We start from the raw sequence: 26,478 nt of genomic DNA, 5'->3' as shown, positions 1-26,478 counted from the left end.
AAGGGGAAGGGGGATCGGGAGAGGTTTGCACCGATCGATTTCTGAAAAACCACCGCAGCAAAACCACGCGGCTCTAGCTGAGGGATAACGCTGAAATCCCCCTCCCCCTTGTGGGGAGGGGTAAGGGGTTGGGGTGCAAATCCCGTCGCGGCCGCGCGTTCGGGCACCAAGGAGAGCTGGTCGCAGGAACTCCCCTGCTGCCCTTGTCCGCTCCCCTCACATCGCCGCACCGACCTTTCCCCTCCCCGCACGCGGGGAGAGGCTTCAGCCAGGGCGGACTTGTGCCAGCGGAGCCGGATCAGCTTGCGCCTCAAAGCGGCTGGGTGGTGTAGTCGGCTTCGGGTTCGTACAGGCCGTCCTCGATCGAGGTGCGGTGCACCACGTTGAGGCGGCCGTTCTCTACCACCGAGATGTTCTGCGTACCGAACACCTGGTGGAGCTTGCCGTTGAACACCTTTGCGCCCTGCGGATGCTCCGCGCCTTCCGGAATGTCGGTGATGGCTTCGGTCGCCTCGATCAGCTTGGCGCGATCTTCCGGCCCCTTGTAGTCAGCCGCTTCCATCGCCTGCTTGATGATGTAGAGCGTCTCCCAGCAGCCAAACATGTGCGCCGCGGTCGACACGTCCTTCGGGTCGTTGACACTGGCGCCATTGTCGTCGAGACCGACGGCTGCGCGATAGGCCTTCTCATGTTCGCTGGCATTCGCCTGCAGGTAGCGCGGCGAGCCTTCCCAGAAGTGCGAGCCCTCGAGGAATTCGAGGCCGGGGCTGTTGATGTCGACCGCCTCGAGTGAGTCGATGAAGCCGAACAGTTTCGGGCCGCTGCCGCCGTAGAACTCGCCGAGTTCCTTGACGAAGGTGAGCACGGCCGGGCCGACCATGACGTGGTAGATCACGTCGATGTCCGACGGGATCTGCGGGAAATAGCGGGTGAAGGAGGTCTCGGTGGGCGGGATGGCGATCTTCGCCACCACCTGGCCGCCCTGCTCCTCGACGGCCGGCGCGAAGAAGTCGCGGTGGTCGTGGCCGAACGCATAGTCCGGATAGATCATCGTGACCTTCTTGCCGACATTGTTCATGATCCACGGTGCGACCGAGCGGCACTGCTGGCGCACGTCGGTGATGCCTGGCTGCACGACCCAGCGGTTCATCTTGCCGGAGGCGACGTGATAGCCCTCGGAGACAACATAATACGGGATCTTGAGCTCGCCCGCCGCCGGCGAGGACCCGACGACGACATGGCTGAACAGCGTGCCGTAGATCAGGTCAACCTTGTGCTGGTTGGCGAATTTCTCGACCACTTCGGCGCCGCGTGCGGCGTCGGTGCCATCATCCTCGATGACGATCTCGATCGGGCGGCCGTTGATGCCGCCGGCCTCGTTGATCGCCTTCACGGCGGCGGCGGTGGTGCGCTCGTACCAGCGCCCATAGGCGGCGCCGATGCCTGTGCGGTGTGCCTGGAAACCGATCTTGATCGGTGCGGAAGACTGCGCCTGCGCATAGCGCACGAAGCCCGGTGTGGTGCCGAGCGCGGCCGCGGCGCCAAGCCCCTTCAGGGCGCTGCGTCGGGATATCGAACTTGTCAGGATGCTGGAAGAATGCACGATGTCGGTCATCATTGATCCCCTTCACAAACCCGCGCCGAACGCTGCGCATCCCCGCACAGCCTGCCCAACGCTACGTCAATTGGTACAGGGTTAGGCCACCGTTCCGCAACAAGGCAATTTGCAGGAACGGTTTTGTCACCCGGCCGTCGGGGAGGAGAGCAGCCACAGGCCGAACACGGTATAACCGGCCATCAGCGCCGCCAGCGGCAGCTGGCTTGACGCTGCGTCTCTCGCGCTCCCGTAAAGCCGTGCGGCAATAACATGTGCGACGAGCACCGCAAGCACGTGCCCGCCGATAATCGCAGCCGATTGCAGGTTCCACACAAGCCACGCGGACTGGGCCCCCATCAGCAGCCCCGCCTGCACATGCATGCCGGCCGTACCGAACAGGTCGAGACCGTTCATCAGCGGATCGGACAACGCCGAGAGCGCATACTGGCCATTGATCACCAGCACGACGAGATAGTGCGAGAAGTGATAGGCCATCGAGATCGGGATGATCGACCACACTAGCGTGCCCGCCGCGCGGCCAAAGCCCGCCGGAGCGCGCGTCAGCCGCTCGCCGAGCCAGACGGCCAGCAGGAACGCGGCCGCCAGCAGCACGAACATCGCTATCAGGCCAAAGGTTGAGATGCCGATGACGGAGCTTCGGCCGGTGAATTCGAGCGGGTTGATGCCGAACAGGCCGAACCAGAAGAAGGTGCGCATCAGCCCGTCGAACGAGACGGTGGAGAGCGCGAGCAACAGAAACAATGTGCCCGACAGCGGCAGCGGCTTTGCCCCCACGAGCTTCGCGCCCGGAAGGCACAGGGCAAGGCACCTGCGCCCTTCTCCATCATCCTTGCTGTCGAGGATCGCGAGCCGCGAAATCATCCGCAGGAACACGGAAAGGCATTCGCCCCGCTGCATCCACGCCTCATAGCCGAAGGCGACTGCAGCCACGAGGTTCACGGTAAAGTAGACTGAGACCGCCACCGCTAGCCGTGCCGGATCATCCGGCGCCGGGTAGACGAGCTCGAACCAGGCGAAGGCAAAAAACTGGACGATGGCCGGCCAGTAGCCTAGCCACGCTGGCATGCGATCGCCCGTGCCGCGCCCGAGCAAACGAGAAAGAAGCCGCGCCGGCGCGTACCAGGGATTGATCCAGCGCCAGAGGTCGCCCGCGATGCCCTGCAGGAGCGTCAGTCCGACCCAGACTACCGTCCAGACCATCAGCGGCAGCGGATTGGACAGCGGATCGCGGCTGCCGATAAAGCCGATCACGACGAGTGCTGCCAAGAATGCCAGGCAGATGAAGCTTCCCGCCAGCAGCAGCTTGTCGGGTACCGCGAAAAGCCTGATGCGGACATCGGCAAATCGGTCGAGGACGGTGAGCGAGCCGACCGCCAGCACCGCGAAGGTCAGCGCCACAGCGACTGCGCCGCCAGCAAGATAATAGTTTGTCGGCAGAAGCAGCACATGGCCTCGGTCCGTGGCATGGGCCAGCGCCTCGCCGAGCACCACGCATACCGCGGCCAGCGCGGCCGCAAGGCGCGCGCATGCGCTTCTGCTCCGCCGGCTTCTGTCCCGGCAATTTGGCCCGGTGATTCTCTGCATCCTTCCCCGCGCATCGCGGCTACCGGCTGAACCTAGTTGATGCGCACGGTTTTCGGCAACGCCGGGGACGTTGCTTGCCGCGGCGTTTGCGCGGCCGGGGCAGAAAGAATGAAGGACGCATGCATTTGGCGAAGTTTTCCCCTTGTCGGACCGCTCGCCGTTCGCTATGTGTGCGCCCGCGCCAGAGATGGCCGACCACGCACCGCGGAGAGGTGGCAGAGTGGTTGAATGCACCGCACTCGAAATGCGGCATGGGTGCAAGCCCATCGGGGGTTCGAATCCCTCCCTCTCCGCCAGCGCTTCTTTTCCCTTTATCTGATCGTTCCGCGCCCGTCTCATTCCTGCTGAAGGCAGTTCGCGCTTCAACTACCAGATAGGGGTGCCCGCGCCGTTCGGTGGCCTTTGACGGTTGTGCTACAAGTCCCGGATGAACTAAACGTGCCACGGATGACCCCCGGCGGGCGCGGAGACTGTTTGCGGAGCAATGATGACTACCAAGCCGATCGACGCGGTCATCGCCTGGGTCGACGGCGACGATCCGGCTCATGCCGCGAAGCGAGGCCTTTATCTCGAGGGCAATGGCAAGGCCGTATCAACCAGCGCCTCCGCGGCCTCCCGCTTTTCCGATCGCGGCGAGATTTACTACTGCATCGCGTCGATCCTCAAACATGCGGGCTTCATCCGTCGCATCTACGTGGTGACTGCCGACCAGTCGCCCCGCCATCTGGCCGACTTCGCCCGCGCCGGCATCTGTGAAGCGGATCGAATCGTGGTCGTCGACCACAAGGAGATCTTCCGCGGTTACGAGCAGTACCTGCCGACCTTCAATTCGCTGACCATCGAAGCGATGCTGTGGCGGATACCCGGCCTGTCGGAAAACTTCGTCTACCTGAACGACGATTTCTTCATCAATGCGCCTTTGTCACCGTCCGACTTCGTCGGCGAAGACGGAAAGGTGGTCGTTTACGGGCGGGTGCTGCCGAACTTCCATCACGTGGCGAGACTGTATCTGAAAAAGGTGCTGCTTTCGGCGCTCGGCCGAAATGTCTATCCCGGCTTCCGCTCCGCGCAGATCAGATCATCCACCCTCTTCGGCCTGCAGCAGTTCGTGGAGGTGGGCCACAGCCCGCAGACCCTCACGAAGAGCGTGTTCCGGGACTTATTCGAAGAGCATCCCGACAAGCTGGCGCAACAGCTCGCGCCGCGATTCCGGACGGCCGACCAGTTCCTGCCGGCCGGAGTGTCGCACCACTTCCATCTCAGGCAAGGCACGATCGAGGTCCGGCCGCCGGCGGACGCCTATCTCAAGGCGGACAATCTGAGCCCCGCAAAGCTCGACGACATCCGGCTCGAGCGCTACCTGTTCGGCTGCATTCAAAACCTCGAGCAGTTCGCACCTCGCGACCTGAAGGCGCTGCGCGACGTCCTGGCCAGGAAGTTTGCAGGCTTCCTGCCTGCCTCCGTGCTGGACTGGATGCGGGAAATTGATTCGATGGCTAGCCAGCCTGACGAGTAAGGCGCGGCGCCGGTATGACGGCAGGCCGGACTATTCCTCTGGCGAGCTTCGGTGAGGCCGAACGGCGAGCATGCCGCCATCCGGCCCATTTGCATCAGAGCGCATTGATCTTCTCGAGCATCCCTTCCGGCCAGTCCTTCGACAGCGGGGATTCGAGGTACTTCTTGTTGGCGTAGGCGCGGAAGGCCTCCACGTCAGGTGTGTAGACCTCGAGCCCCTCACCCTTGAAGTACTCGATCAGTTCCTCTTCCTGCTTGATGTACTCGGCGTCGCTCCAGGCAAAGGCCTCGTCCGCCGCCTCCTGCATCCGCTTCTGCTGCTCGGGCGTCAGCGAATCGAACAGCTTTGCGCTGATGAGCAGCAGGCCGAAGCCGACATTGTGGCCGGTCAGCACGATCTGGTCGGTCACCTCGTGGAACTTCATCAGCTTGTTGTTGGGCAGCGGGTTGTCCTGTGCGTCGATCGCGCCGGTCTGCAAGCCGGTGTAGACCTCCGCATAGTCAAGCGCGACCGGATTGGCGCCGATCGACTCGCCGAGGAACTGCCAGGCCTCGCCGCCCGGCATGCGCAGCTTGATGCCGGCAAGGTCCTCGGGCTTCTCGATCTTCTTGTCGCCCTTGAGGTTGACGTGGCGCGTTCCGTAATAGGCAGGCGCGAGCACGACGATGCCCATCTCGTCGCGCGCCATCTTCTTGAACTCATCGCCGATCTCGCTGTTGAAGATCGCCTTGAGGTGCGCCGCGTCGCGCACGAGATAGGCCGCGGTCAGGATCGAGAAGGCCGGCACCTGCTTGGCGAAATCCGACGGCGGCATCAGCGCCAGTTCGAGATTGCCGCGCTGGACGGCGACGATCTCGGTGCCCTGCTTGTAGAGGGTCGAGGCGAAATAGGGCTCGAACACGAACTCATCGCCGAGGCGCTTGGCGAAGATCTCGACCAGCGCGCGCGAGCGCGGCGCGTCAGCCGTGGTCGAATCGGCAAAGCGCAGCTTGATCGTCTCTGCCGCGGCTGCGCATGTGAAAAGCAGGCTGGCTCCCACAGCCAGCATGATCCTGCGGGTCATGTTCATTCCAGTTGTTCCTCCGAGAACGTCTAGCCGAAGCGATGCTCCGGCATTCCTTGTCCGACGCCATGGATGGCGAGCAGTGCGCCAGACAGCGGCTGCGCCTCCCGTTCCTCCGGCGTCAGGAATTTGGTGGCGGTGGTGACGTAGAGCGTCTTCAGGTCGCTGCCGCCAAAGCACACGCAGGTCGGGTTCTTGACCGGCAGCTCGATGCGCATGTCGATCTGCCCGTCGGGCCGGTAGCGCACGACGCGGCCGCCCGCGAAAAACGCCTGCCAGATGCAGCCGTCAACGTCGACGCAGGCGCCGTCCGGCCGGTCGCGGACGTCGGAATAGTCGGCAAACAGCCGCCGGTTGGTCACCGTGCCGTCGTCGGGATCAACGTCGAACGCCCAGGTCTGGTAGCGGCGCGTGTCGGTGAAGTAGAGCACCTTGCCGTCGGGCGAGAAGGCGATGCCGTTGCTGACGATGATATCGCCGGTAACGCGCGTCACGGCCCCGTCCGGATCGACACGGTAGAGGCTGCCATTCGGCGTCGCGAGGCCGTTGTCCATCGTGCCGATCCACAGGCGCCCCTTGGGGTCCACCCGGCCGTCATTCAGCCGGTTGTCGAGGCCCGTCTCGACCGTAGCGAAGTGCGTGAACCGGCCCTCCTCGACCTCCAGCCACTTTAGCTCAAGATCAATCGCGACCAGCCGCCGCCCGTCCTTTCCGAGCGCCTGCGAGCCGGCATAGGTGCCGGGCATGCCGATCCAGCGATGCGCGCCGGTGGCGGGGTTGTACCACTGCAGCTTCGGCCGCTCGATATCGAGCCACCACAGCAGCTGACTGCTTTCGTCCCAAAGGGGCGTTTCGCCAAGCTGGTCCCGTGTGGGAACAACGCACTCCACGCGCGCGGATGATACGGAAACGGTCACGCGATTGCCCCTCCCCCTGAGCGTCAGCGCGAATGCATCTGCCAGCTGTTACTGGCGGCCCCGCGCTGAAAATTCCTCCTCAGCGGTTATCACGTTGCGGCGAGGACGGGTCAAGAGTGGGGGATAAGCCAATGGCAATTGCGGCGTGCCAGTCTCGTGACGAGATCCCGCAGTTGCTCGAAGCGCCTCCACTTAGTCATGCCCCGGCCATGACCCGGGCATCCATGCCGGAACGGTGGAGACATGGGTCGGTCGCAGCAACTGGACCCAAGCGGTTCGCGTTCAATTGCAGTCCCATGTAATACCATTTTACTCTGTACCGGGGGTCATCGTCCAGACGAACACACCCGCCATTTTCTTGCGGGACTCACTAAAAGCAACGCTGAAGAATATTCAGCGCTTTCTGATACGCGTCTCAAGAGGCTTTTCCTCACCAATTTCTTGTTGGGGGTTCGCTTTCGCGGCTGCCGCCTTTCTAGGTTGGATTCTAGCTACAACGCTACCGACCGACCCCTTCATGGACGGACCAGCTACATCAATACTAGTGGCGACGTCTCTGTTCTTTTTTCTAGGAACAGTTATACACTTATTATTGGCTCGACCCAGCTCGGATCTAGTTAGGCCGCGCGTCATACTATATATAAATGCGGATAACGCAGAAAGTATATTGCTCTTCTCTCCGGCAGACTGGTTATCATATCGTTCTGTATATGCGATATTTGTAAAGGAGGAGAATTCATTCGAGAGATTCATTGGCCTTGGCCAAGTTTACGTGATCCAAGATGACAAAAGAATCCAGGTAGTAGTTACGCAAAAATTGGAGAGTGCAAAACACGTATGGGAAAATTTAGATTCAGGATCGCGAGACTATTTTGACAAGATCGTCCTGAAACCGGGAGTGCCGTCGAATGGATGACTCGCCGAAAGAAAAGATTGTAAAGGTAGCCGAGGTATTAAACGCATTCGAGGTTATACTCAATGTCGGCTCGCTCGATGGCGAAAGAATTGGAAACGAGTATGTAATATATAGATTTGCCGACGAGATATTTGACCCGGACACAAACGAATCTCTTGGCTATTTAGAGCAAGTGGTTGGACGTGGAGAAATCATCCATGTTCAAGAACGGATAAGCACTCTTCGCTCAATAGATTATGAGAGCGGGAATAAAAAGGTAATAAGAAGAAGTTCCACTTTCAGAGTTGCTATGGGTCGCTTCTCCCCTGAGATTGAAGAGATAGTAGAAAGCCCAGATAAACCGAAGCCGTTTAACAAACCAACGGTAGGTGACCTAGCAAAGCGAATTTGACGCAATGGTCTTCTTTATGGATCTCAGTTGTTGGTGCGTCAACGCTACGCCCCCCCTAATGCATCACCTCTTCGACCTTCATCCTCCGCCCGTTGCGGTCGAAGAAGTGACCCTTGTTGAGGTGGCGGCGGTCTTCGCGCAGCGTGGTTTCGAGGTCGCGCAGCTTTGAGCGCGCCAGATCGTTGGTGACCGGCCCCGCGATGCTGTCGACGGGAAAGAAGGCCACGCCGTTCCACTTCACGCCCGAGCCGTCAAGCAGGTCGCGCATCTCGCGCCAGCGCGTCTCGTCGCCGATCACGTTGATGAAGGTCGAGCGCAGCAGGTCGATCGACGTGCCGCGGATGTCGACCAGCACGACGAGCACGAAAAAATCGCCGCGCCGGCGGTATTCGGCCGGAAGCCACTTGTCGAACAGCGCAGGTCGCGTCTCAAAAATCGACAAGCTGCGTCTCCGGCATGTAGTGCTCGAACAGTACCCAGAACGGCTTTTCGCGCGTCGAGGCGTACCATTCTTCGAATTCGGCCAGCGCCTTCGCGGGGTCCGGCGCCTCGTCCTCCTCGCGCGGGTGGGTGGCGTCGAAGGCCGCGCCCGCGACTTCGGCATAGCGCTCCAGCACCTCGGTGCGCGCCTCGCTGTCTTCCACCCAGCCGAGCCGGTCGCGCAGCGCCCGGACCGCCTTGGCAATAGCCGCTTCCCGGTCCTCCGCGCCTGACACCATGTCGAACAGCGCGCGCATGACGTTCATGCGCCGGAAGGCGAAGGCGCGCGCCTCGGCGAGCTCGGCGACCTTCCTGTTCATCTCGCGGCGGAATTCGGCCTCGGCCGCCTCGCGGGCTTTCGCCTCGCTTTCAAGGGCGGCGATAAAGGGATGGATCTCGCTCATTCGCCCCTCCCGGAAGCTGGCGGAGGAGAGTGGGGGTCGAACCCACCTGGGACCGTCTCACGGCCCCACCCGGATTTGAAGTCCGGACGCCCCACCGGGGACGCTTCTCCTCCTCCCGTGCCTGACGAGCCGAACAGGTCGAGCCTGTGCGGATTCAGGCGGCGCAGGTCGCCGCGGCGGATGGTGACACCGTGGCGATCCAGAAATTCGAGGATCTCGATGGACACCTTGCGGCCGTTTTCGAGACGGTCGCGAAGGTCGGCGGCGACGAACTCGCCCTTCTCCTTCCCCGCCGCGATATCCTGCAGGATCTCGACGATGGCCGCAATGACGGAGCGGGCGAAAAAGCTGTCGTGCGCGACCTCGTGGACAAGCCCCATGCGGCCGGCGCGCTTGAGCAGCGCACGCATGTGCTGCTCGTCGACGCCGAACATGTGGGCGAAGTCGCGGGTGCGCGGCGGGCGGAACCGTTCGGCGCCCGTAAGATGCGGCTCGATCTGCCGCCACAGCGCCTCGTCCTCGGGCGAGAAACGCACGACATGCGAGGCAAGCCTGACCCACGCGCCGTCGAGCGAGATGACGTTCTGGCGCTGCAGGCCCTGCAGGATGGTGCGGTAGATGGGCGCGGGCGGGCGGATCTCGCCCATCATCCGCAGCCGCTCCATGCCGATGCCCGGCTGGTCGGGGTTCTCGGCGTGGAACGCTTCGAGGTCGGCGAGCATCTTCTGGCGCAGCCGCAGCCAGCGCGCCGGGGCCATGACGATGGTGCCGGTCTCGGGCGGAATACGGATGACGTCGGCAATAAGCTGCGCCGTCTCAGCCTCACCCAGCGCCTGGTCGAGCGCGAAGCGGTCGAGGTCGATGAAGTAGGGCGGTGCGTCGAGCAACGCCGCCACGATGGCAGCTGGCTTGTCGCGCATGAGCGCATCGAGCTGCGCGCGGCGCTCGGGCGAGCGGCGCTTTCGCGCCGGCGCGCGCAGGTCCAGGAACCTGCCGCCGCCTATGGTGCGCTGAGCCGAGGTGTCGCGGATGACGAACCGGTCGCTGGCGGCCGCCGCAATCGGGCGGTCGAGCACAAGCTGGACGATCGCCTTCCCGCCAGGTGTGAGCTGGTCGTCGTCGAGCAGGACGATGCGGGCCGGCACTTCCACCGCCGCATGGTGCAGGTGGACCGGAAACCACTGGCCGAGCGGCCGCGGCTCCGAAGGAAGGACGTAGAGCTCCGCATCGATGCGCGCGGTCGGCGCATGCAGCGCCTCGTCGACCACCATATCGCCGCGCGAGATCGCGTCGCGGCCGATGCGCTCGCCGGCAAGGTTGAGCGCGCAGCGGTCGCCGGCGCGGCCGATGTCCGCCTTCTGGTTCTGGGCATGGATCGAGCGTACGCGGGCGGGCAGCCCCGACGGGCTGATGACGACAGCGTCGCCCACTCGCACCTCGCCGCTGAGCACCGTGCCGGTGACGACAGTGCCCGCCCCCTGCAGCGCAAACGAACGGTCGACGGCAAGGCGAAACCGCCCGCCCGCGCTCCTCCGGCCGATCTCGGCGGAAGCGGTCGCGAGCCGCTCTTCGAGCGTGTCGACGCCAAGGCCGGTGACGCTGGAAACGGGCAGAACTTCAGCGCCCTCGAGTCCGGTCCCGGCAAGCAGCCCCTCGATCTCGATTTCGACGGCGAGCAGCCGGTCCTCATTGACGAGATCGGCCTTGGTGATGGCGACGATGCCGCGCTTAACCCCAAGAAGGTCGAGAATCGCCAGGTGCTCGCGCGTCTGCGGCATCACGCCGTCGTCGGCGGCAACCACCAGCAGCGCATAGTCGATGCCGCCGGCGCCCGCGAGCATCGTATGGATGAAGCGCTCATGGCCCGGCACGTCGATGAAGCCGATGCGCTCGCCATTCGGGAAAGTCCGGTAGGCAAAGCCGAGGTCGATCGAAATGCCGCGCGCCTTTTCTTCGTTGAGGCGGTCCGTCTCGACGCCGGTGAGCGCGCGCACCAGCGCACTCTTGCCGTGGTCAATATGGCCGGCGGTGCCAACGATCATGGCTCACCCGTTCCGGCAAGCGGCTCTGCTGCGCGGCGTGCGACCTCGGCGCGCTGGTCGGGCGTCAGCGCCTCATTGGCGGCGGGGATGAAATTGCCGGCGAGCTTGGAGCCGCCATCGCGTCCACGCAGCAGCCAGATGAGAGCCTCGCGCGGATCGCGCGCAATGCCTGACCCGGTGAGGTACGCCGCCCCCAGCATCGCCTGCGCGTCGGCATCGTCGCGTTCGGCGGCCTTTTGCCACCAGCTCACGGCGGTGGCCGGATCGCGCGGTACGCCCAGAGCGTCGTGATAGAGATTGCCGAGCCGCGTCATCGAGGCGGCAACGCCCTGCGAGGCAGCCTTTTCAGCAAAGCTCCGCGCCTCGGCATAGTCGCCCTGCTCGGCATACATCCAGGACAGCATGTCATGCGCCACCGCATCGCCCTGCTCGGCGGCCAGCCGGTAGAGACGCATCGCCTCGGCGTCGTCCTGCGGCACGCCCTCGCCGCGGAAATGGAGCGTCGCAAGGTTACGCTGGCCGACCGGATCGCCCGACGCAGCCGACAGCTTCAGCCACTTGGCGGCGAGTTCCGGGTCCGGCTTAACGCCGTAGCCGCCGGAGAAGCAGGCGGCGATGTTGTTTTGCGCCCGGGCATTGCCGGCGCGAGCCAGCGGCTCCCAGATCGCAAGTGCGGTCGCGTAGTCGCCGGCCTTTGCCGCCGCGAGCGCCACCGCCATGTCGTCATCCTCGCGCTTGCGCTTCGGCAGCAGCCGATCAAGCCAGCCCATGTCTCAACCTGCTTAGATTGGCGAGGAAGGCTTCGGCGTCCTCAAGACAGCGAAGGTCGAGGACGAGCATCCCGTCGGCGATGCGGCCTATCACCGGCACCGGCAGGGCGCGCAGCGCCGCCGCCAGCCTGTCGAGCGTGCTGCCGCTGCCCGAAACCGGGCGGAAGCCAAGCCCGGCCGAGGGCAGCGTGTCGAGCGGCAGGGCGCCGGAGCCGATCTGGCTGGCGCAGTCGATGACCTGCACCGCGAAATCGCTGCCCACCGCCGACTGCACCTTCGGCGAGAGCGCCAGAGCCTGCGCAGTGATGTCCTCGCGCTGGCGTGACAGCAGCCGCAGCGTCGGCAGCTTTTCAGCGAGCCGGTCGGGGTCGCGATAGAGCTTCAGCGTCGCCTCGAGCGCGGCAAGCCGCAGCTTGTCTACACGCAGTGCGCGCTTCATCGGGTTCTTGTTGATCCTTGCGATCAGCTCCTTGCGGCCGACGATGAAGCCGGCCTGCAGTCCCCCGAGCAGCTTGTCGCCCGAGAAGGTGACGATGTCGGCGCCTTCCGCGACCGCCTCGCGCACGGTCGGCTCGCGCCGCAGCCCCCACTTTGCCAGATCGACCAGCGTGCCGGAGCCGAGATCGTTGACGAGCGGCACGCCCGCTTCATGCGCGATTTGCGACAGCTCCGGCGCGTGAACTTCCTTGGTAAAGCCCTCGATGCGGTAGTTGGAGGTGTGCACCTTGAGGACGAGCGAGACGCCTTCCTCGGCAAGGGCGCCGCGATAATCCTTCTCATGGGTGCGGTTGGTGGTGCCGACCTCGATCAGCCGTGCACCGGCGCGCGCCATGATGTCGGGCATGCGGAACGCGCCGCCGATTTCGATCAGCTCGCCGCGCGAGACGATTGCGCCGCCACCATTTCCAGCGAGCGTATTGAGGACGAGCAGCACCGCCGCCGCATTGTTGTTGACGAGGGTTGCATCCTCCGCCCCGGTCAGTTCGCAGATGAGGCGGCGCAGATGATCGTCGCGCTCGCCGCGCTTGCCGCTGTCGAGGTTGAATTCGAGCGCCACCGCATTGCGCATCGCCCCGGCGGCAGCCTCGATCGCGGCTTCTGCCAGCAGCGCGCGGCCAAGGTTGGTGTGCAGCACCGTGCCGGTCAGGTTGAAGACCGGGCGCAGCGAGCTCATGGCGCTTGCTCCGAGATCCGCCATCGCGGCAGCTGCAACGCCGTCGGCATCCGCAAGCGCTTCGCCCTTTCGCGCCGCCTCACGCTGGGCATCCAGCTGCCGGCGGATCGCCGCAGTCGCCTCGACGCGCCCGAAGCGTTCGACCAGCACGGCACCGGTTCCGGAGCGAAGCACCGCATCGACGGACGGAATGGAGCGGAACGCCGTGTTCATGCGCAAGCCCCCGTACCGGTGCTCGACCCGGGCCTACCCCCACCCCTCATTCCGCCCCACAAGGGGGAGGGGGAACGGAGAAGTCCGCGCAACTCGAACTCGCGGGAGAAGCTGAGGCCACCATCGGCAAGAGTGAACACGACGCGAGGAAGTGAAACCTGCTCTTTCGACCGTCTGAAGCCGTCTCGGCCCCGTCGCTCCAGCGTTTCAGGCGCACCAACATCCCCCTCCCCCTTGNGGGGAGGGGTTAGGGGTGGGGGTACAAACAGCAGCTCCTTCCCCCACGTCAGTGGCAGCTCGTCGCCAGCCCGGCGCGCCTCCCGCATCGCCGCGCCTCCTAGTAGCCCAGGAGGAACGGGTTGAACGAGCCGCGACGGAATTTCGTCTCCTTCATCAGAAGGTCGAGGCCGAGACTGCCGACGTCGTCGGCGAACGGGTCGAGCGACACGTCCTTCTGCTGGTTGAAGATCTTTACGTAGCAGCCGCACTCGTCGCAGGTCTCGGCCTTGATCGTGCCGGGGCCGTCCTCGATCTCCTGGTAGCGGATACCCTTAGTTGACGAGCAGATCGCGCACTTGATGCGCACATGATGCCAGAGCGTCCCGCACAGCGCGCAGGAACAAAAGCGCGAACCGCTCGCGTGCGGCCAGTTGACGATCAGGGAACTGACCGGCGGGCCACCGCAGGCCGGGCAGGCGCCATCGCCGACCGGCTTCAGCTCCCGCTCCGGCAGCGTCGAGGCAAGGCGCACGAAGCGCAGCTGCAGGGCGGCGGCGACATAGCCGTATTCCGCCATGCGCTCGACAGGGACGGAATCGGCCATCAGGTCGGTAACGATCGCCGTCAGTTCGGCCTGGGTGGCCTTGCGCACGCTCTCGAGCGCGGCCTTTGCGGCCTTCGGCTTCTGGAGCGTCTCCAGCTTTCCAAACAGCTTCTCGCTCAGCGACAGGAACTCTTCGTCGGGCGTGAAGGCGTTGCGGTCGAGCGGCGGCATGCCGTATTCGAGCGCGCGGTCGAGGCTCGCCTCAGCCGGTGCCTCGGGCTCGGGCAGCTCCTGCGCGAGCTCGTGCTGCGCGCGGGCGATGCCGGCGAGGAAGCCGAGATACGGCCCGATGCCGTCCGGTCCCGACAGGACCTCGAAGCGCTTCGCGCGCCGCTCGAACAGGCGGACAGGGTCCGGCACCCGCGCAATGGGCGGGGTCCTGACTTCGCCGATCTGGGTGACATCTCCCTGGACGGGAATTCTGCGGGGCATTCGGTCCTCCACGAGCCGCACGGGCCACGCGGCATTCTCGGATGAAGATCCGGCGAAGGATTTCGCCGGACCGGATGCTTGCATGTTCAGCGCTTGTCGGCGCTGCTGATCTTCTCGCGCTGGCCATAGGCCGCAAGGGCGCGGAACCACTTGCGGTGATGGCGCCAGGCCCAGCCGCCACTCACCTTGCCGCGGGTCATGGCGCCGAGCGTACCCTGAACCCAGAAGGCTGCATAGACGTGGACGATCCACACGCAGATGATCGCCACAGCGGCCATCGAGTGGATGAGGACGGCGATACGGCGCTGCGGGATCGTCAGCATGCCGGAGAAATATTCCTCCCAGACGCCGAGGCCTGAAACGATCAGCGTGATGATCAGGATCGACATCGCCCAGAAGACGAACTTCTGGCCGGCATTGTACTTACCGACTTCGGGCAGCTTTTCCTCGTTGCCCTTGAGCACGTCGCCGATCCGCGCCGTCCACTGCGCGTCCTCGCGCGAGGGCAGGTTCAGCCGGAAGAAGCGGATGAACAGCCCCGCAAACGAGACGAACAGCACGACGCCGATCCACGGATGGATCCAGCGTGTCATCTGCCCGCCGCCGAACAGGCCGGTCAGCCAGTAGAGCGACGGGTGGAACAGCGCGAGGCCGCTGAGTGCGAGCAGGATCAGGCTGATCGCCGTGATCCAGTGGTTGATGCGCGCCCATCGCGTGTAGCGGTTGACCTGGACCTCCGGCCCGACGATCAGCTTATCCCCGCGGTCGATTTCCTTCTTGCTGACCTGCGGTGCGGGACGCGGAGCGCCATGCATCATGGTATCCGTCATGCGCGCGGCTCCCCATCCTGAGGCTCGGCGGCCGGTGCCTGCGCAGCCAGGCGCCTAGCTTCCTCGTCATCCTCGCGGCTGACGCGGTTGCGGCCGGACAGCGCCATGTGAACGACGCCTGCTGCCGCGGCAAAGCCCATCAGCGCAAGACCCGCATATTTGGTCACGCCCTTCCAGGCCTCGACCACCGGCGAGATGCGCGGATTGTCCGGCAGGCCCGCATAGAGCGATGGCCGGTCGGCGTGGTGCAGCACGTACATGACGTGCGTACCGCCAACGCCCGGCGGATCGTAGAGGCCGGCATTGTCGTAGCCGCGAGACTTCAGGTCCTCGATGCGCTTTTCCGCATGGGCCTTCATCTCCTCCTTGGTGCCGAACACGATCGCCTTTGTCGGGCATGCCTTGGCGCAGGCCGGGCCCTGGCCCACCGCGATGCGGTCGGAGCACAGTGTGCACTTATAGGCGCGGTTGTCAGCCTTGGAGATGCGCGGGATGTTGAACGGGCAACCCTGCACGCAGTAGCCGCAGCCAATGCAGTTCTCGTGGACGAAGTCGACGACGCCGTTCGAGTACTGCACAATAGCGCCCGGCGCCGGGCAAGCCTTAAGGCAGCCCGGATCCGCACAGTGCATGCAGCCATCCTTGCGGATGAGCCACTCGAGATTGCCGGTCTCGTCGTTCACCCACTCGGTGAAGCGCATCAGCGTGAAGGTGTTCGGGGTCAGGTCGTGCGGGTTGTCGTAGACGCCCACATTGACCCCGACTTCCTCGCGCAGGTCGTTCCACTCCAGGCATGCCGACTGACAGGCCTTGCAACCAATGCATTTCGACACATCGATGAGCTTGGCGACCGGCTCGAGCTTGCGTTCCGGCTCCGGCACCTTCGATGCCGACCGCCGGATGTAGTCCTGCGGTCCCATCGTCTGCTGGGTGTCGGGAGCGACAGGCGGATTGACGTTGATGGTCATGGCTCAATCCTCCCCTACGCTGTCGCCGGTCCGTCGGACCGCTCGATGTTGACAAGGAACGCCTTGAACTCCGGGGTCTCGATGTTCGCGTCGCCCACGAACGGGGTCAGCGTGTTCGGGCCCCAGCCATTCTTGGCCGCGCCGGTGAAGCCCCAGTGCAGCGGAATGCCGACGATGTGCACCGGCTTTCCGTCGCAAACGAGGGGCTGGATGCGCTTGGTGACGACCGCCTTGGCGTGGACGGAACCACGCTTGTTCCAGACCCGGCACCAGCCGCCCTTCTCGATGCCCTTCTCCGCCGCAAGCTCTTCCGAGATCTCGACGAAGAATTCCGGCTGGAGAACGGCGTTCACCCAGACGTGCTTCGTCCAGTAGTGGAAGTGCTCAGTGAGACGGTAGGAGGTCGCCGCGTACGGGAACTCCGCCGCATCGCCGAACTCCTCGCGGTCGCTGGCAAAGACGCGGGCAACCGGGTTGCCGCGGATCGCCGGGGCGACGACGTTGGCGACGGGCGACTCGAACGGCTCGTAGTGCGCCGGGAACGGTCCGTCACGCATCATGCCGCGGGTGAACAGTCGCGACTGTCCCTCCGGGTTCATGATGAACGGCCCGACTTCGCGTGGATTCGCCGTCACGGCGATATCCGGCACGTCATAGCCGACCCACTTCTCTCCGTTCCACTCGATCAGCTTGCGGGACGGATCCCAGGGCTTGCCGTCAAGGTCGCAGGAAGCGCGGTTGTACAGGATGCGCCGGTTCGCCGGCCACGAGAACGCCCAGTTGGAATAGGCGCCGGTGGCATCCGGGTCATTATTGTCCCGGCGGGCCATCATGTTGCCGTCCTCGGTGTAGCAGCCGGAATAGATCCAGCAGCCGCAGGCGGTCGAACCGTCGGCGCGCAGCGTGCCGAAGTTCGGAACCTGCTTGCCCGCCTCCAGCACCACCTTGGTCGGATCGTTCGGGTCGCGCAAATCGGCCACCGCATAGCCGTTGAGCTCGCGGGCGAGCTCATCCGGTGAAGGCTCGTCCGGATTGGCGTATGGCCAGGTCAGGTTGAGGATCGGATCGGGGAACTTGCCGCCTTCTTCCTGGTACATCTTCTTCAGCCGCAGGTGCAGCTGCGCCATGATCCAGGTGTCGGCCTTCGCGTCGCCCGGCGGGTTCTGTGCAGCCCAGTGCCACTGCAGCCAGCGGCCGGAGTTGACCAGCGCGCCCTCGTCCTCGGCGAAGCAGGTGGACGGAAGCTGGTAGACCTCGGTCTGGATCGACGCCGTGTCGACGTCGTTGTGGGTGCCGTGGTTTTCCCAGAACCGGGCCGTCTCCGTCTCCAGCGGATCCATGATGACCAGGTACTTCAGCTTCGACAGCGACCGGGTCAGCTTCCCGCGGTTCGGGAAGGCAAGGAGCGGATTGAAGCCCTGGCAGAAGTAGCCGAACATCTGCCCCTGATCCATCATCTCGAAGGCCCGCAGGACGTCGTAGGACGCCACGTCGAGCTTCGGCAGGAAGTGATACGCGAAGTCGTTTTCCGGCGTCGCTGCCGAGCCCCACATCGCCTTCATGAAGGAGACGAAGAACTTCGGATAGTTCTGCCAGTAGCTCATCTGGTTCGGCCGAAGCGGCTTGAACCCGCGCGAGCCGATGTAGGTCGCGTAGGCGACTTCCCGTTCGGTCGGGATGTTGAGGTATCCCGGGATCAGGTTCGACATCAGGCCGATGTCGGTGAGGCCCTGGATGTTGGAGTGACCGCGCAGCGCGTTCATGCCGCCGCCACGGACGCCGATATTGCCAAGAATCAGCTGCAGCATCGCCATCGAGCGGATGTTCTGCGAACCCTTGGAATGCTGCGTCCAGCCCAGCGCGTACATCGACGTCATGGTCTTGTCAGGCGTCGAGCACTCCGAGATCATCTCGGCCACCTTCAGGAACTTGTCCTTAGGCGTGCCGCAGATGCGCTCCACCATCTCCGGCGTGTAGACGGAAACGTGCTTCTTCAGCAGGTTCCACACGCAGCGGGGATTCTGCAGCGTCTCGTCGGTGACGACATAGCCGTCCTCGCCGATCTCGTAGTCCCACGTCGAGCGGTCGTAGTCCCGCTTTTCCGAGTCATAGCCGGTGAAGAGGCCGTCCTTGTAGTCGAACCCTTCCTTGACGATGTAGGCGGCGTTGGTGAACGCGCGGACGTAGTCCCACTGCACCTTGTCGTTGTCGATGCAGTACTTGATGACGCCGAGCAGGAACGCGATGTCCGTGCCCTGACGGATCGGCGCGTAGTAGTCGGCAACCGACGCCGAGCGCGTGAAGCGCGGATCGACGACGATGAGCTTTGCGCCACGGTTGGCCTTGGCCTCCGTGACCCACTTGAAACCACAGGGATGTGCTTCGGCGGCATTGCCGCCCATGATGATCACCAAATCCGTGTTACGGATATCCGTCCACGAATTCGTCATTGCACCACGACCAAAAGTTGGGCCCAGACTGGACACCGTGGGGCCGTGTCAGACTCTCGCTTGGTTGTCGAAAGCCACCATACCGGTTGAACGGACAACCTTGTACGTGAGCCAGGCTGTCTCGTTGGTCGTCGCCGATGCGGCGAGGAACCCGGTCGAAGTCCAGCGATTCACCGGAACGCCATCCATGTTGCGTTCGATGAGGTTCGCGTCGCGGTCTTCCTTCATGTGCCGCGCGATCTCGTCGAGGGCCTGCTCCCAGGAAATCTCCTCGAACTTGTTGGAGCCCGGACGACGGACCTTTGGCTTGGTCAGGCGTGTTTCCGACTTGATGAAGTCCAGCAGCGCCGCGCCCTTCGGGCAGAGCGTACCGCGGTTGGTCGGATGGTCTACGTCGCCCTCGAGGTGGACCGCCTCAGCGGTGCCCTGGGTGATGTCACCCTTCGAATAGATGATGACGCCGCAAGCCACCGAGCAGTACGGGCAGGTGTTGCGGGTTTCCGTCGTCCCTGCAAGCTTGTAGGGCCTCAGGCCTTCAACAAATGCGGCTTCCGCTTCCCCAAAACCGAAAGCGCCGATCGTTGTTGCTGCAACGCCCGCGCCCGCGCCTTTCAGAAAACTTCGCCGAGAGATTTCCATATTCATCAGAACCTCCCTGCAAAAGGGTTTCAGACTGGAATTCACCAGACTCTGGGAGGATGCTACCTGCGCAATCCGGGTCTGTCAAAAGACCTGTCAAGTCATAAAACATGATCTTATTACTCATGTTACCTGATGCGGACTCCTGTTACCGACATTTCTCAGTATAGTGTTCCGGCATTAGTGAAAAACTTCGAGGTCGACAGATGGACAAACCGACGGAAAAGCCGCGCCTCACAAGTCTTGCACACGGCGGAGGCTGCGGATGCAAGCTGGCGCCTGCGGTGCTGCAGGATCTGCTTAGCGAGATGCCGCAGGCGGGGCCGTTTGCGAACCTTCTTGTCGGCACGGAGACCGCCGACGACGCCGCCGTCTGGGACCTCGACGGAACCACCTCGATCATCGCCACCACCGACTTCTTCATGCCGATGGTCGACGATCCGCACACCTTCGGCCGCATCGCCGCGACCAACGCGATCTCCGACGTCTACGCCATGGGCGGCAAGCCGATCTTCGCACTCGCCATTGTCGGCATGCCGATCGACAAGATGGACCCGGCCGACATCCGCCAGATCCTGGCCGGCGGCGCTTCCATCTGCGCCGAAGCCGGCATCCCCGTCGCTGGCGGCCACTCGATCGACTGCCCGGAGCCCGTCTACGGTCTTGCGGTCATCGGCTCCTGCCCGACCGCGCAGGTGAAGCGCAACTCGCATGCGCGCGCAGGCGATGCCCTCATCCTCACCAAGGGGCTCGGCATCGGCATCTATTCCTCAGCGATCAAGAAGGACCAAATTTCCTACTCGGCCTATGAGGAAATGGTCGCCTCGACCACGCTGCTCAACAAGATCGGCGCCGAGCTTGCGGCACACCCGGCTGTCAGCGCCATGACCGATGTCACCGGCTTCGGCATCCTGGGCCACTCGCTCGAAATGGCGCGGGGCGCAGGCCTGACCGTGAAGCTCGACCTCGCCTCGCTTCCGCTTCTCAGCGAGGCGGAGGCACTCGCGCAAAATGGCTGCGTGACGGGCGCCTCGCACCGCAACTGGAAGAGCTATGGCGAAAGCGTCGTCCTGCCGGAGGGCCTTGAGGACTGGCGCCGCCACATCCTGACCGACCCGCAGACCTCCGGCGGCCTGCTGGTGGCGGTCGCGGCGAATGAGGCGGAGAACCTTGTTCGTCATATCCGCGACAACGGCTATCCGCGCGCCTCCATCGTCGGCCGCATAGAACATGGGCCCGCGCAGGTGGTGGTCGAGTAGCCTTAGCTCCGGCCGGACCGTCCTACGCAACGAAATCGCGCTTCATCTGTTCTTGCCTCAACCATGATGGAGGTAATGATGAAGCGCATGCTCTTCGCCCTGCCGCTGGCAGGAGCCATGATGACCGCGCCGATTGCCTGGGCGCAGACCACCACAGCTCCGGTGCAGCAGGATGCCCCGGCAGCCGCACCAGCGCAGCAGCCCGCTGGCTCCGAGGCGCCGGCGGCCAAGGATGTGGCTCCGGAAACCCAGTCCAGGCGCACCGACTGCGTCGACACCGGCGCAGCCCCTTCCGGCAGCACTGACGATCTCGCCAGCTCGCTGGATGCCACAACATCTGCAAGCACCAGCGCGAGTGCCGATGCGACGGCACCAGACAGCAATGTCGCGTCAGCCGAAGCAGAAACAAGCACTGCGGGATCAGCTTCAGACACCTCCACCGCCAGCTCCGGCACGGACAGCAGCGAGGAATCTGGCGAAGTCGCCGCGGCCAACGGCCCCTCCGCTTCCGAGACCCAGCCGGTTCAGGGAGCTGATTCGGGGACCGCGCCCGGCGGTTCGGGCTCCAGCGGCTGGACAGGAGGAACCGGCGGCTCCTTCATTGGCACCAATCAGACGGAGCCGATCGAAACCTCGCCGCAGCAGGAACATCCCGCCGTCGCCACGGGCCTTGACCCCATCACGGGCGAGACAGCTGTGGAAGGCCCCCAGTCCCCTCCCCCACCGCTGGATGAGGCGAATCCGGGCGACGTCGCCAGCGCACAGACGGAGTGCTGAGCGCCGAGTTTCCGCTGCTGCCGGTTGATGACTGTCAGCGCCGCCAGACAACTTCGGCTGTAATCTCCCCCACCCTCCGGCACCCGGTCAGCGCCATCGCGACCTCGAACTCGGCGCGGAGGAGCGTGAGGAGGTGAAGAACGCCGACGGCGCCGCCGACGGCGAGCGCATGGAGGATCGGCGCCCCGATCATGACGGCATAAGCGCCAAGGGCCAAAGCCTTGAGCATATCGGTGCCGCGGCGAATGCCGCCGTCGACGATCACTGGCACACGGCGCTGAACCTGCGTCGCAACCCGCTCCAACATGTCGAGGCTTGCAGGCAGCGTGTCCAGCGTGCGCCCGCCATGGTTCGAGACCACAATCCCGTCGACACCGCAGGCAATTGCCCGCTCGGCATCGTCCGGGTGCGGAATTCCCTTGAGCAGCAGCGGTAGCGAGGTTTCTGAGCGCAGCCATTCAATGTCGGCCCAGCTCGGCGCGCGGTCGAGCAGCCCCTTGAATACCGGGCTCTCGCCGAGTCCCGCATGCGAGACCGGCCCCGCCATGCCGTCCAGATTTACCGCCCGCACATGCGGCGGCAGGCGAAATCCCGCGCGCTGCTCGTCGTTGCGCACGCCGTTGACCGGGGCATCGACCGTGACCATCAGCGCCTTGTAGCCGGCAGCCTCGGCGCGGCGCACCAGCCGCAGCGTGTCGTCGCGACTCTGCTGCATGTAGAGCTGGAAGAGGAGCGTCGTCTGCGACGCCGCCGCGATCTCCTCGAGGCTGACGCTCGCCTGGCAGCTGACGGTCATCCATGTCTTTGCCGCGCTCGCGCCGATGACCGTTGCGCGCTCGCCGTCCGGATGCACCAGCATCTGAAACGCCGCCGGGGCCACGATGAGCGGCATGTCGAGCGGCATGCCGAACAGTTCCGTCGCCGTGGTGGCGCCGCTCATGTCGGCAAGTACACGGCCAGACAGCGCAAGGCGGTCGAAAGCCTCGCGGTTCCAGCGCTTCGTGATGCCGTCGGCGCCGGCGCCGGAGATGTAGGCCCACACGTCGGCGGGCAGCCGCGCTCTGGCATGCCGCTCGTAGTCGAAGGCCGAGACGACATCGGGCGGGATCGGACTGCCGGCTTGCGAGGCCATCAGGTCTCCGACCAGTGGCGGATCAGGTTGTGGTAATGCGCCGCAAGGCTCACCACAGCCGGATCGTCGTCCGGCAGCTTCTGGCGGATGCTGATGATCGACATGTCGAGATCATAGAGCATGTGGCGGCGCCAGTCGTCCTTGACGAGCGACTGTGTCCAGAAGAACGAGGCCCAGCGGCTGCCGCGGGTGACCGGATTGACCGAGTGCAGGCTTGTCGCGGGGTAGACGACCATGTGGCCGGCCGGCAGCTTGACGGTATGAATGCCGTAGGTGTCGTGCACGACGAGCTCGCCGCCGTCATAGTCTTCCGGGGGGGTGAGAAACAGCGTCGAGGAGACGTCAGTGCGGATGCGCTTTCCCGTGCCCGGAATGATGCGGATCGAGCCGTCGACATGCGCGCCGAAGGTCATGCCCTCGTCGTAGCGGTTGAACATCGGCGGCAGCACATGCAGCGGCAGCGCCGCCGAGGAGAAGGTCGGGTTGCGGCTCAGCGCTCGCAGAACGATCTGGCTCAGCTCGCGCGCAGCCTCCGAATCGACCGGCACCTGCAGGTTCTTCTTCACCAGCGCCGCCTGGTCGCCCGCGGTGGTGCGTCCGTCAACCCAGTCGGTCCCCTCGAGAACCTGGCGGACATAGGCGAGTTCCGCCGGCGTCAGGACATCGGGAATAGTGACAAGCATGACCAGTCTCCAAAGCTGTCGCGGCGTATATAAAGCAGAATTGCCGGGAATGGCCCGGCAATTCCTTGATCAGGTTCAGCGGGTCAGAACTTGGCGCCGACCGTCAGCACGAAGGTCCTGGCGGGCTCGACGATCGCGCGGTTGTTGTGGCTGCCGTTGTAGTTCACGCGGTTGGTGAGGTTGTAGGCATTCAGCGCGACGTTGAAGTTCTTGTACTCGTACGAGACAAACGCATCGAGCGAGAAGCTCTCCGGCACGATCGCCGAGTTGGCGGAGTTCGTATAGTACTCGTCGCGGTAGGTGATGCCGCCACCGATATCGAGCTTGCCCTCGATGTCGAGGTGCTTGGTCAGCTCATAGCTGGTCCACAGCGACACCGCGTTTTCCGGCGAGTTCGCGACCCGGTTGCCGACATTTTCAGCCGTGGTCGAGGTCAGGATCTCGCTGTCGAGGCGCGAGTAGGAGACCCCAACCGTCCACGCATCCGTCGGACGTCCCGATACCCCAATTTCGAAGCCGCGCACCCGCTGCTTCTCGCCCGTCTCGACGAGGTCGCCGGTGGTCGGGTCGGTGTAGTAGGCATTGCTCTTGGTCACCTGGAACAGCGCGCCATTGATGCCGAGCATGCCGTCGAACAGGTTGATCTTGCCGCCGACTTCATAGAGGTCGCTGGTTTCCGGCTCGAGGCTCGGCTGGTTGCCGAGCGGGTTCGCAGCGTTGGCGACGAACTGTCCGGGAGGCGTAAAGGAACGCGCCCAGGAGACGTAGTAGGTCTGGTCGGGCGTCGGCTCCCAGATGAAGGCGAGCTTCGGCGACAGCGTGCTCGTCGTCTCCTCGAGCGAGGCGGTCGCTGTGTCGTAGCTCGCCTTGTAGTGATCCCAGCGCACGCCGCCGAGCACCGAGACTTCCGGCGTGAACCAGACGCGGTCGCTCGCGAAGAGGCCGACACTGGTGCCGGTCGACTTGCGGTCGTTGGCAGGATTGCGGGTCACCGTGTACGGCAGGTAATACGTCGCGCCGGGGTTGTAGAGGTTGACCAGCGTCGCGTCCTTGCCACTGACGGAATACGCCTTGCGTTCGTTGTCCTGGTAGAACACGTCGAGGCCGAAGACGAGCTCATGACGCAGCGCCCCGGTCTCGAACTTCGCCACGCCGGTGGTGATGTTCTGGATTCCCCACGAGTTCTGCTTGAAGGTCGGGTTGCCGCCGCCGTAGTTCGACAGGAAGGCCGGCAGGCCTGCCTGGATCTCGCTTCCCGTCGCGGTGGTGCCCGGAATGCTCGTCGCGAAGTCGCGATCGTATACCGACAGGCGCGTGTCGTTGTAGAGCGTCAGGTTCTCGTTGGCGTCCCACTTCAGCTTCGAGGTCAGCACGTGCGTGTTGAACACGTCGTGATCCTGCTCCTTGCCGTAGAAAACCGAGCGCGGCACGCCGAACTCGGTGACCGGACGGGACGGGTTGTCCTTCGAAGCCGTGCCCGAGAACGGGACCATCGGAACGCCTGCGTCTGGCTTGCGTTCGCCGCGCTGGTACATGTAGCTGAGGTCCCAGGTCAGGTCCTCGCCGATGCCGAAGGCAGCCGCCCCGAGGAAGCCCGCCGAATTCGAATAGACGTGGTCGCGGCCGGCGAGATCCTGCCAGCGGCCGGTCGCCACCGCGCGGACCGCAGTCGTCTCGTTGATTTCCTTGTTCACGTCGACGACGACGCGGCCGAACGGGCCGTTACCCGCCTGGCCCTCGATGCTGTACTCGTCGCCAAGATGTGCGCGCTTCGTGGTGGTGTTGATCGCGCCGCCGGTGGTGCCCATGCCGAAGTTTTCCGACGAGGGGCCCTTGAACACCTGGACTGATTCAAAGGCGAAGCTGTCACGGACATAGACGCCGAAGTCGCGCAGGCCGTCGTTGTAGATGTCGCCCTTGGCCTCGAAGCCGCGGATGCGGAACTGGTCGCCGTTGAGGCCGCCATTGCCTTCGCCCGCACCCATGGTGATGCCTGGGACGTTCTTGAGCGCCTGCTCCAGCGTCTGGACCCGCTGCTGCTCGAGCGTCTCCTTGGAGATCACGTTGACGACCTGCGGGGTGTCCTTGACGGTACCCTGGATGCGGCCGAGATTGGTTTCCTGCTCGTTGGCGTTCGCCGGACCCGCTCCGCCCTCGACCGTGATCGTGCCAAGCTCGGTGACACCCTGCGCGCCCTGCTCCTGTGCAAAGGAAGGACCGGTGAGCGCCGCCGACACCGCAATGACTGGCAGCAGCCCCAAAGTTGTCCTGACTGCGGGCGATGCGTCAGTTCTCTCGTCCTTGAAATTCACGCTCACGTGGAGACTCCCTCATGTCGTCCGGCCGCGTCGCGCGACCGTAAAATTCTGGATGCCAGGCAGGTCTGGAAGACGCTGCCAGAGCCGTCAGATGCGACGTACTAAAACATGAGTAATTGAGTCAACCTTTTTTCTGCCGCTTTCACCGACAGTCGCGCGAGCGGCTGAAGCCCGGCGGCAGGGACGCAGCCAGGTGAAGGATCTTGCGTGTCCGAGAAGCCTACTTTGCCGCGAATTCCAGCGCGGGCTTCAGCGAAGCAGGCAGCGTTGCGGCATGGCCGGCGCCGGCAAAGATCTTGTGCGTGATGCTGATGCCAGGACGCTCGCCAAGGCGGCGGATCATTTCGAGCGTGTGCGGAGCAGGCCCATCCCAGTGAGGGCCTTCGGGGCTTGAGCGACGTTCGCTGTCGCCAAGCATGACAAGAATCTCCGCTTTTCCTAGCGCGTCAGGGGCAATATCCGCTTCACGCTTCAAAAGCAGCTTGTCCTCCCACCACAGCGAGGGGCTGACAGGAACGTAGCGATCGAAATGGCCCGGCCGGGTAAACAGCGTGTGCAGCACGCACATGCCGGCAAGGGAGTGTCCCCAGATCGCGCGGCAGGCAACCGCGAACGGCAGCTCCGCTTCCGCCTGCGGCATAAGCTCCGAGATCAGCCGCCCCACGAACAGCGAAGCACCGCCGACCATGCGCTCCGGGCGCTGCGGATCGGGCTGCGGGTCGTTCTCATTGCGCGGCGGCGTGTAATCGAGCGAACGCGCGGAACGGTCAAAGCGCAGCGGCGTGTCGTAGCCGATGCCGACGAGCGCGAGGCCCGGCACGAGCGCAAGCAGTTCCGGCGTCAGCGCGTCGAAGGCCGCGTTGCCGTCCAGCATGTAGAGGACGTGGGCTTGTGCAGCCGCGTTCTGATCGCGCGGAACCGCCAAGAAAAGCTGGTAGCGTCGCCCGTCGCGGCAATCGATGAGCTTCCGCGACAGTGCATGCGTCGGCACGCCCCCCTCGAAGATCGCGAGCCTTGCCTCTTCCGGCGGCAGCTTGGCGGCGGGCGAAACGGGTGCGGAAGGCGTATTCATCGAGACT

The 26,478-nt window shown here is 64.2% G+C and carries 20 protein-coding genes, 2 tRNA genes and 1 pseudogene; 5 read left to right on the top strand and 18 right to left on the bottom strand.

Annotation, left to right across the window (positions count from 1 at the left end; genetic code table 11):
* Nucleotides 1–310 precede the first annotated feature (310 nt).
* Nucleotides 311–1,615, bottom strand: coding sequence for an ABC transporter substrate-binding protein (locus L630_RS0105590; protein WP_024847293.1), 1,305 nt, complete (start codon nucleotides 1,613–1,615; stop codon nucleotides 311–313).
* 126 nt (nucleotides 1,616–1,741) lie between these two features.
* Nucleotides 1,742–3,064 (bottom strand): hypothetical protein, encoded by a 1,323-nt coding sequence (locus tag L630_RS0105585; RefSeq protein WP_245263666.1) that lies wholly within the window; start codon nucleotides 3,062–3,064, stop codon nucleotides 1,742–1,744.
* Nucleotides 3,065–3,408: 344 nt separating this feature from the next.
* Between L630_RS0105585 and L630_RS0105580 the strand changes: the two genes are divergently transcribed.
* Nucleotides 3,409–3,498 (top strand) — tRNA-Ser (locus tag L630_RS0105580).
* Between the two features lie 191 nt (nucleotides 3,499–3,689).
* On the top strand, nucleotides 3,690–4,718 hold the full coding sequence (locus L630_RS0105575; RefSeq protein ID WP_024847291.1) for a stealth family protein: 1,029 nt from the start codon (nucleotides 3,690–3,692) through the stop codon (nucleotides 4,716–4,718).
* Between the two features lie 94 nt (nucleotides 4,719–4,812).
* Here the strand turns inward: L630_RS0105575 and L630_RS0105570 are convergent, their stop codons facing one another.
* Together L630_RS0105570 and L630_RS0105565 are read right to left on the bottom strand one after the other, a co-directional pair.
* A complete protein-coding gene (locus L630_RS0105570; RefSeq protein ID WP_198019534.1) occupies nucleotides 4,813–5,787 on the bottom strand; it encodes a sialic acid TRAP transporter substrate-binding protein SiaP in 975 nt (324 codons plus the stop codon).
* A gap of 23 nt (nucleotides 5,788–5,810) precedes the next feature.
* The gene (locus tag L630_RS0105565; RefSeq protein ID WP_024847289.1) at nucleotides 5,811–6,698 is read right to left on the bottom strand and encodes an SMP-30/gluconolactonase/LRE family protein; all 888 of its coding nucleotides are present in this window, start codon (nucleotides 6,696–6,698) and stop codon (nucleotides 5,811–5,813) included.
* A 908-nt stretch (nucleotides 6,699–7,606) separates the two neighbouring features.
* Here L630_RS0105565 and L630_RS22775 point away from each other — a divergent pair.
* Nucleotides 7,607–8,005: a hypothetical protein gene (locus tag L630_RS22775; protein ID WP_144708777.1), complete on the top strand. Its 399-nt coding sequence runs from the start codon at nucleotides 7,607–7,609 to the stop codon at nucleotides 8,003–8,005.
* Between the two features lie 55 nt (nucleotides 8,006–8,060).
* Here the strand turns inward: L630_RS22775 and L630_RS0105560 are convergent, their stop codons facing one another.
* The 10 genes and pseudogenes from L630_RS0105560 to fdnG form a co-directional block, all read right to left on the bottom strand.
* Nucleotides 8,061–8,447: a hypothetical protein gene (locus L630_RS0105560; protein WP_024847288.1), complete on the bottom strand. Its 387-nt coding sequence runs from the start codon at nucleotides 8,445–8,447 to the stop codon at nucleotides 8,061–8,063.
* Nucleotides 8,434–8,889 (bottom strand): hypothetical protein, encoded by a 456-nt coding sequence (locus L630_RS0105555; protein WP_024847287.1) that lies wholly within the window; start codon nucleotides 8,887–8,889, stop codon nucleotides 8,434–8,436. Before L630_RS0105555 ends, L630_RS0105560 begins: the two co-directional genes overlap by 14 nt.
* A gap of 17 nt (nucleotides 8,890–8,906) precedes the next feature.
* Nucleotides 8,907–9,002 (bottom strand) — tRNA-Sec (locus L630_RS0105550).
* A gap of 102 nt (nucleotides 9,003–9,104) precedes the next feature.
* A pseudogene (gene selB, locus L630_RS22390) lies at nucleotides 9,105–10,931 on the bottom strand (selenocysteine-specific translation elongation factor); the annotation flags it as partial.
* Entirely contained in the window at nucleotides 10,928–11,701 is a 774-nt protein-coding gene (locus L630_RS22120) for a tetratricopeptide repeat protein (protein WP_051473102.1), read from the bottom strand. The pseudogene selB and the gene L630_RS22120, both read right to left, overlap by 4 nt.
* On the bottom strand, nucleotides 11,688–13,088 hold the full coding sequence (gene selA, locus L630_RS0105540; protein ID WP_034329460.1) for an L-seryl-tRNA(Sec) selenium transferase: 1,401 nt from the start codon (nucleotides 13,086–13,088) through the stop codon (nucleotides 11,688–11,690). Before selA ends, L630_RS22120 begins: the two co-directional genes overlap by 14 nt.
* 337 nt (nucleotides 13,089–13,425) lie before the next feature.
* A complete protein-coding gene (fdhE, locus tag L630_RS0105535) occupies nucleotides 13,426–14,343 on the bottom strand; it encodes a formate dehydrogenase accessory protein FdhE (RefSeq protein WP_024847284.1) in 918 nt (305 codons plus the stop codon).
* 86 nt (nucleotides 14,344–14,429) lie between these two features.
* Nucleotides 14,430–15,173 carry a formate dehydrogenase subunit gamma gene (locus L630_RS0105530; protein WP_024847283.1) on the bottom strand — a complete coding sequence of 248 codons (744 nt, stop codon included), beginning with the start codon at nucleotides 15,171–15,173 and terminating at the stop codon, nucleotides 14,430–14,432.
* On the bottom strand, nucleotides 15,170–16,141 hold the full coding sequence (gene fdxH / locus L630_RS0105525; RefSeq protein WP_024847282.1) for a formate dehydrogenase subunit beta: 972 nt from the start codon (nucleotides 16,139–16,141) through the stop codon (nucleotides 15,170–15,172). Before fdxH ends, L630_RS0105530 begins: the two co-directional genes overlap by 4 nt.
* A 14-nt stretch (nucleotides 16,142–16,155) precedes the next feature.
* Nucleotides 16,156–19,236: a formate dehydrogenase-N subunit alpha gene (fdnG, locus tag L630_RS0105520; RefSeq protein ID WP_144708778.1), complete on the bottom strand. Its 3,081-nt coding sequence runs from the start codon at nucleotides 19,234–19,236 to the stop codon at nucleotides 16,156–16,158.
* A 200-nt stretch (nucleotides 19,237–19,436) separates the two neighbouring features.
* Here fdnG and selD point away from each other — a divergent pair, with 200 nt between their 5' ends.
* Both selD and L630_RS22115 read left to right on the top strand, forming a co-directional pair.
* Nucleotides 19,437–20,489: a selenide, water dikinase SelD gene (selD, locus tag L630_RS0105510; RefSeq protein ID WP_024847279.1), complete on the top strand. Its 1,053-nt coding sequence runs from the start codon at nucleotides 19,437–19,439 to the stop codon at nucleotides 20,487–20,489.
* 78 nt (nucleotides 20,490–20,567) lie between these two features.
* On the top strand, nucleotides 20,568–21,266 hold the full coding sequence (locus L630_RS22115) for a hypothetical protein (protein WP_024847278.1): 699 nt from the start codon (nucleotides 20,568–20,570) through the stop codon (nucleotides 21,264–21,266).
* A gap of 34 nt (nucleotides 21,267–21,300) precedes the next feature.
* On the opposite strand, the gene L630_RS0105500 is transcribed toward L630_RS22115, so the two are convergent.
* The 4 genes from L630_RS0105500 to L630_RS0105485 all read right to left on the bottom strand — a co-directional run bounded on the left by L630_RS0105500 (nucleotide 21,301) and on the right by L630_RS0105485 (nucleotide 26,471).
* Nucleotides 21,301–22,398 carry an alpha-hydroxy acid oxidase gene (locus tag L630_RS0105500; protein ID WP_024847277.1) on the bottom strand — a complete coding sequence of 366 codons (1,098 nt, stop codon included), beginning with the start codon at nucleotides 22,396–22,398 and terminating at the stop codon, nucleotides 21,301–21,303.
* A complete protein-coding gene (locus L630_RS0105495) occupies nucleotides 22,398–23,081 on the bottom strand; it encodes a Fe2+-dependent dioxygenase (protein WP_024847276.1) in 684 nt (227 codons plus the stop codon). Before L630_RS0105495 ends, L630_RS0105500 begins: the two co-directional genes overlap by 1 nt.
* An 83-nt stretch (nucleotides 23,082–23,164) precedes the next feature.
* Nucleotides 23,165–25,399 (bottom strand): TonB-dependent siderophore receptor, encoded by a 2,235-nt coding sequence (locus L630_RS0105490; RefSeq protein ID WP_084465780.1) that lies wholly within the window; start codon nucleotides 25,397–25,399, stop codon nucleotides 23,165–23,167.
* 220 nt (nucleotides 25,400–25,619) lie between these two features.
* The gene (locus L630_RS0105485; RefSeq protein WP_024847274.1) at nucleotides 25,620–26,471 is read right to left on the bottom strand and encodes an alpha/beta hydrolase-fold protein; all 852 of its coding nucleotides are present in this window, start codon (nucleotides 26,469–26,471) and stop codon (nucleotides 25,620–25,622) included.
* Nucleotides 26,472–26,478: the final 7 nt, after the last annotated feature.

Source organism: Aminobacter sp. J41, assembly GCF_000526635.1.
GTDB lineage: Bacteria > Pseudomonadota > Alphaproteobacteria > Rhizobiales > Rhizobiaceae > Aerobium.
This window is presented reverse-complemented; position numbering and strand designations above follow the sequence as displayed.

Excerpts from the sequence above, each read along its gene's own strand:
- L630_RS0105575 (WP_024847291.1), top strand. The coding sequence starts at position 3,690 with ATGACTACCAAGCCGATCGACGCGGTCATCGCCTGGGTCGACGGCGAC.
- L630_RS0105500 (WP_024847277.1), bottom strand. The coding sequence starts at position 22,398 with ATGGCCTCGCAAGCCGGCAGTCCGATCCCGCCCGATGTCGTCTCGGCC.
- fdxH (WP_024847282.1), bottom strand. The coding sequence starts at position 16,141 with ATGACCATCAACGTCAATCCGCCTGTCGCTCCCGACACCCAGCAGACG.
- L630_RS0105485 (WP_024847274.1), bottom strand. The coding sequence starts at position 26,471 with ATGAATACGCCTTCCGCACCCGTTTCGCCCGCCGCCAAGCTGCCGCCG.
- L630_RS0105570 (WP_198019534.1), bottom strand. The coding sequence starts at position 5,787 with ATGAACATGACCCGCAGGATCATGCTGGCTGTGGGAGCCAGCCTGCTT.
- selA (WP_034329460.1), bottom strand. The coding sequence starts at position 13,088 with ATGAACACGGCGTTCCGCTCCATTCCGTCCGTCGATGCGGTGCTTCGC.
- L630_RS0105530 (WP_024847283.1), bottom strand. The coding sequence starts at position 15,173 with ATGACGGATACCATGATGCATGGCGCTCCGCGTCCCGCACCGCAGGTC.
- L630_RS0105495 (WP_024847276.1), bottom strand. The coding sequence starts at position 23,081 with ATGCTTGTCACTATTCCCGATGTCCTGACGCCGGCGGAACTCGCCTAT.
- L630_RS22115 (WP_024847278.1), top strand. The coding sequence starts at position 20,568 with ATGAAGCGCATGCTCTTCGCCCTGCCGCTGGCAGGAGCCATGATGACC.
- fdhE (WP_024847284.1), bottom strand. The coding sequence starts at position 14,343 with ATGCCCCGCAGAATTCCCGTCCAGGGAGATGTCACCCAGATCGGCGAA.
- L630_RS22120 (WP_051473102.1), bottom strand. The coding sequence starts at position 11,701 with ATGGGCTGGCTTGATCGGCTGCTGCCGAAGCGCAAGCGCGAGGATGAC.
- L630_RS0105555 (WP_024847287.1), bottom strand. The coding sequence starts at position 8,889 with ATGAGCGAGATCCATCCCTTTATCGCCGCCCTTGAAAGCGAGGCGAAA.
- L630_RS22775 (WP_144708777.1), top strand. The coding sequence starts at position 7,607 with ATGGATGACTCGCCGAAAGAAAAGATTGTAAAGGTAGCCGAGGTATTA.
- L630_RS0105590 (WP_024847293.1), bottom strand. The coding sequence starts at position 1,615 with ATGACCGACATCGTGCATTCTTCCAGCATCCTGACAAGTTCGATATCC.
- selD (WP_024847279.1), top strand. The coding sequence starts at position 19,437 with ATGGACAAACCGACGGAAAAGCCGCGCCTCACAAGTCTTGCACACGGC.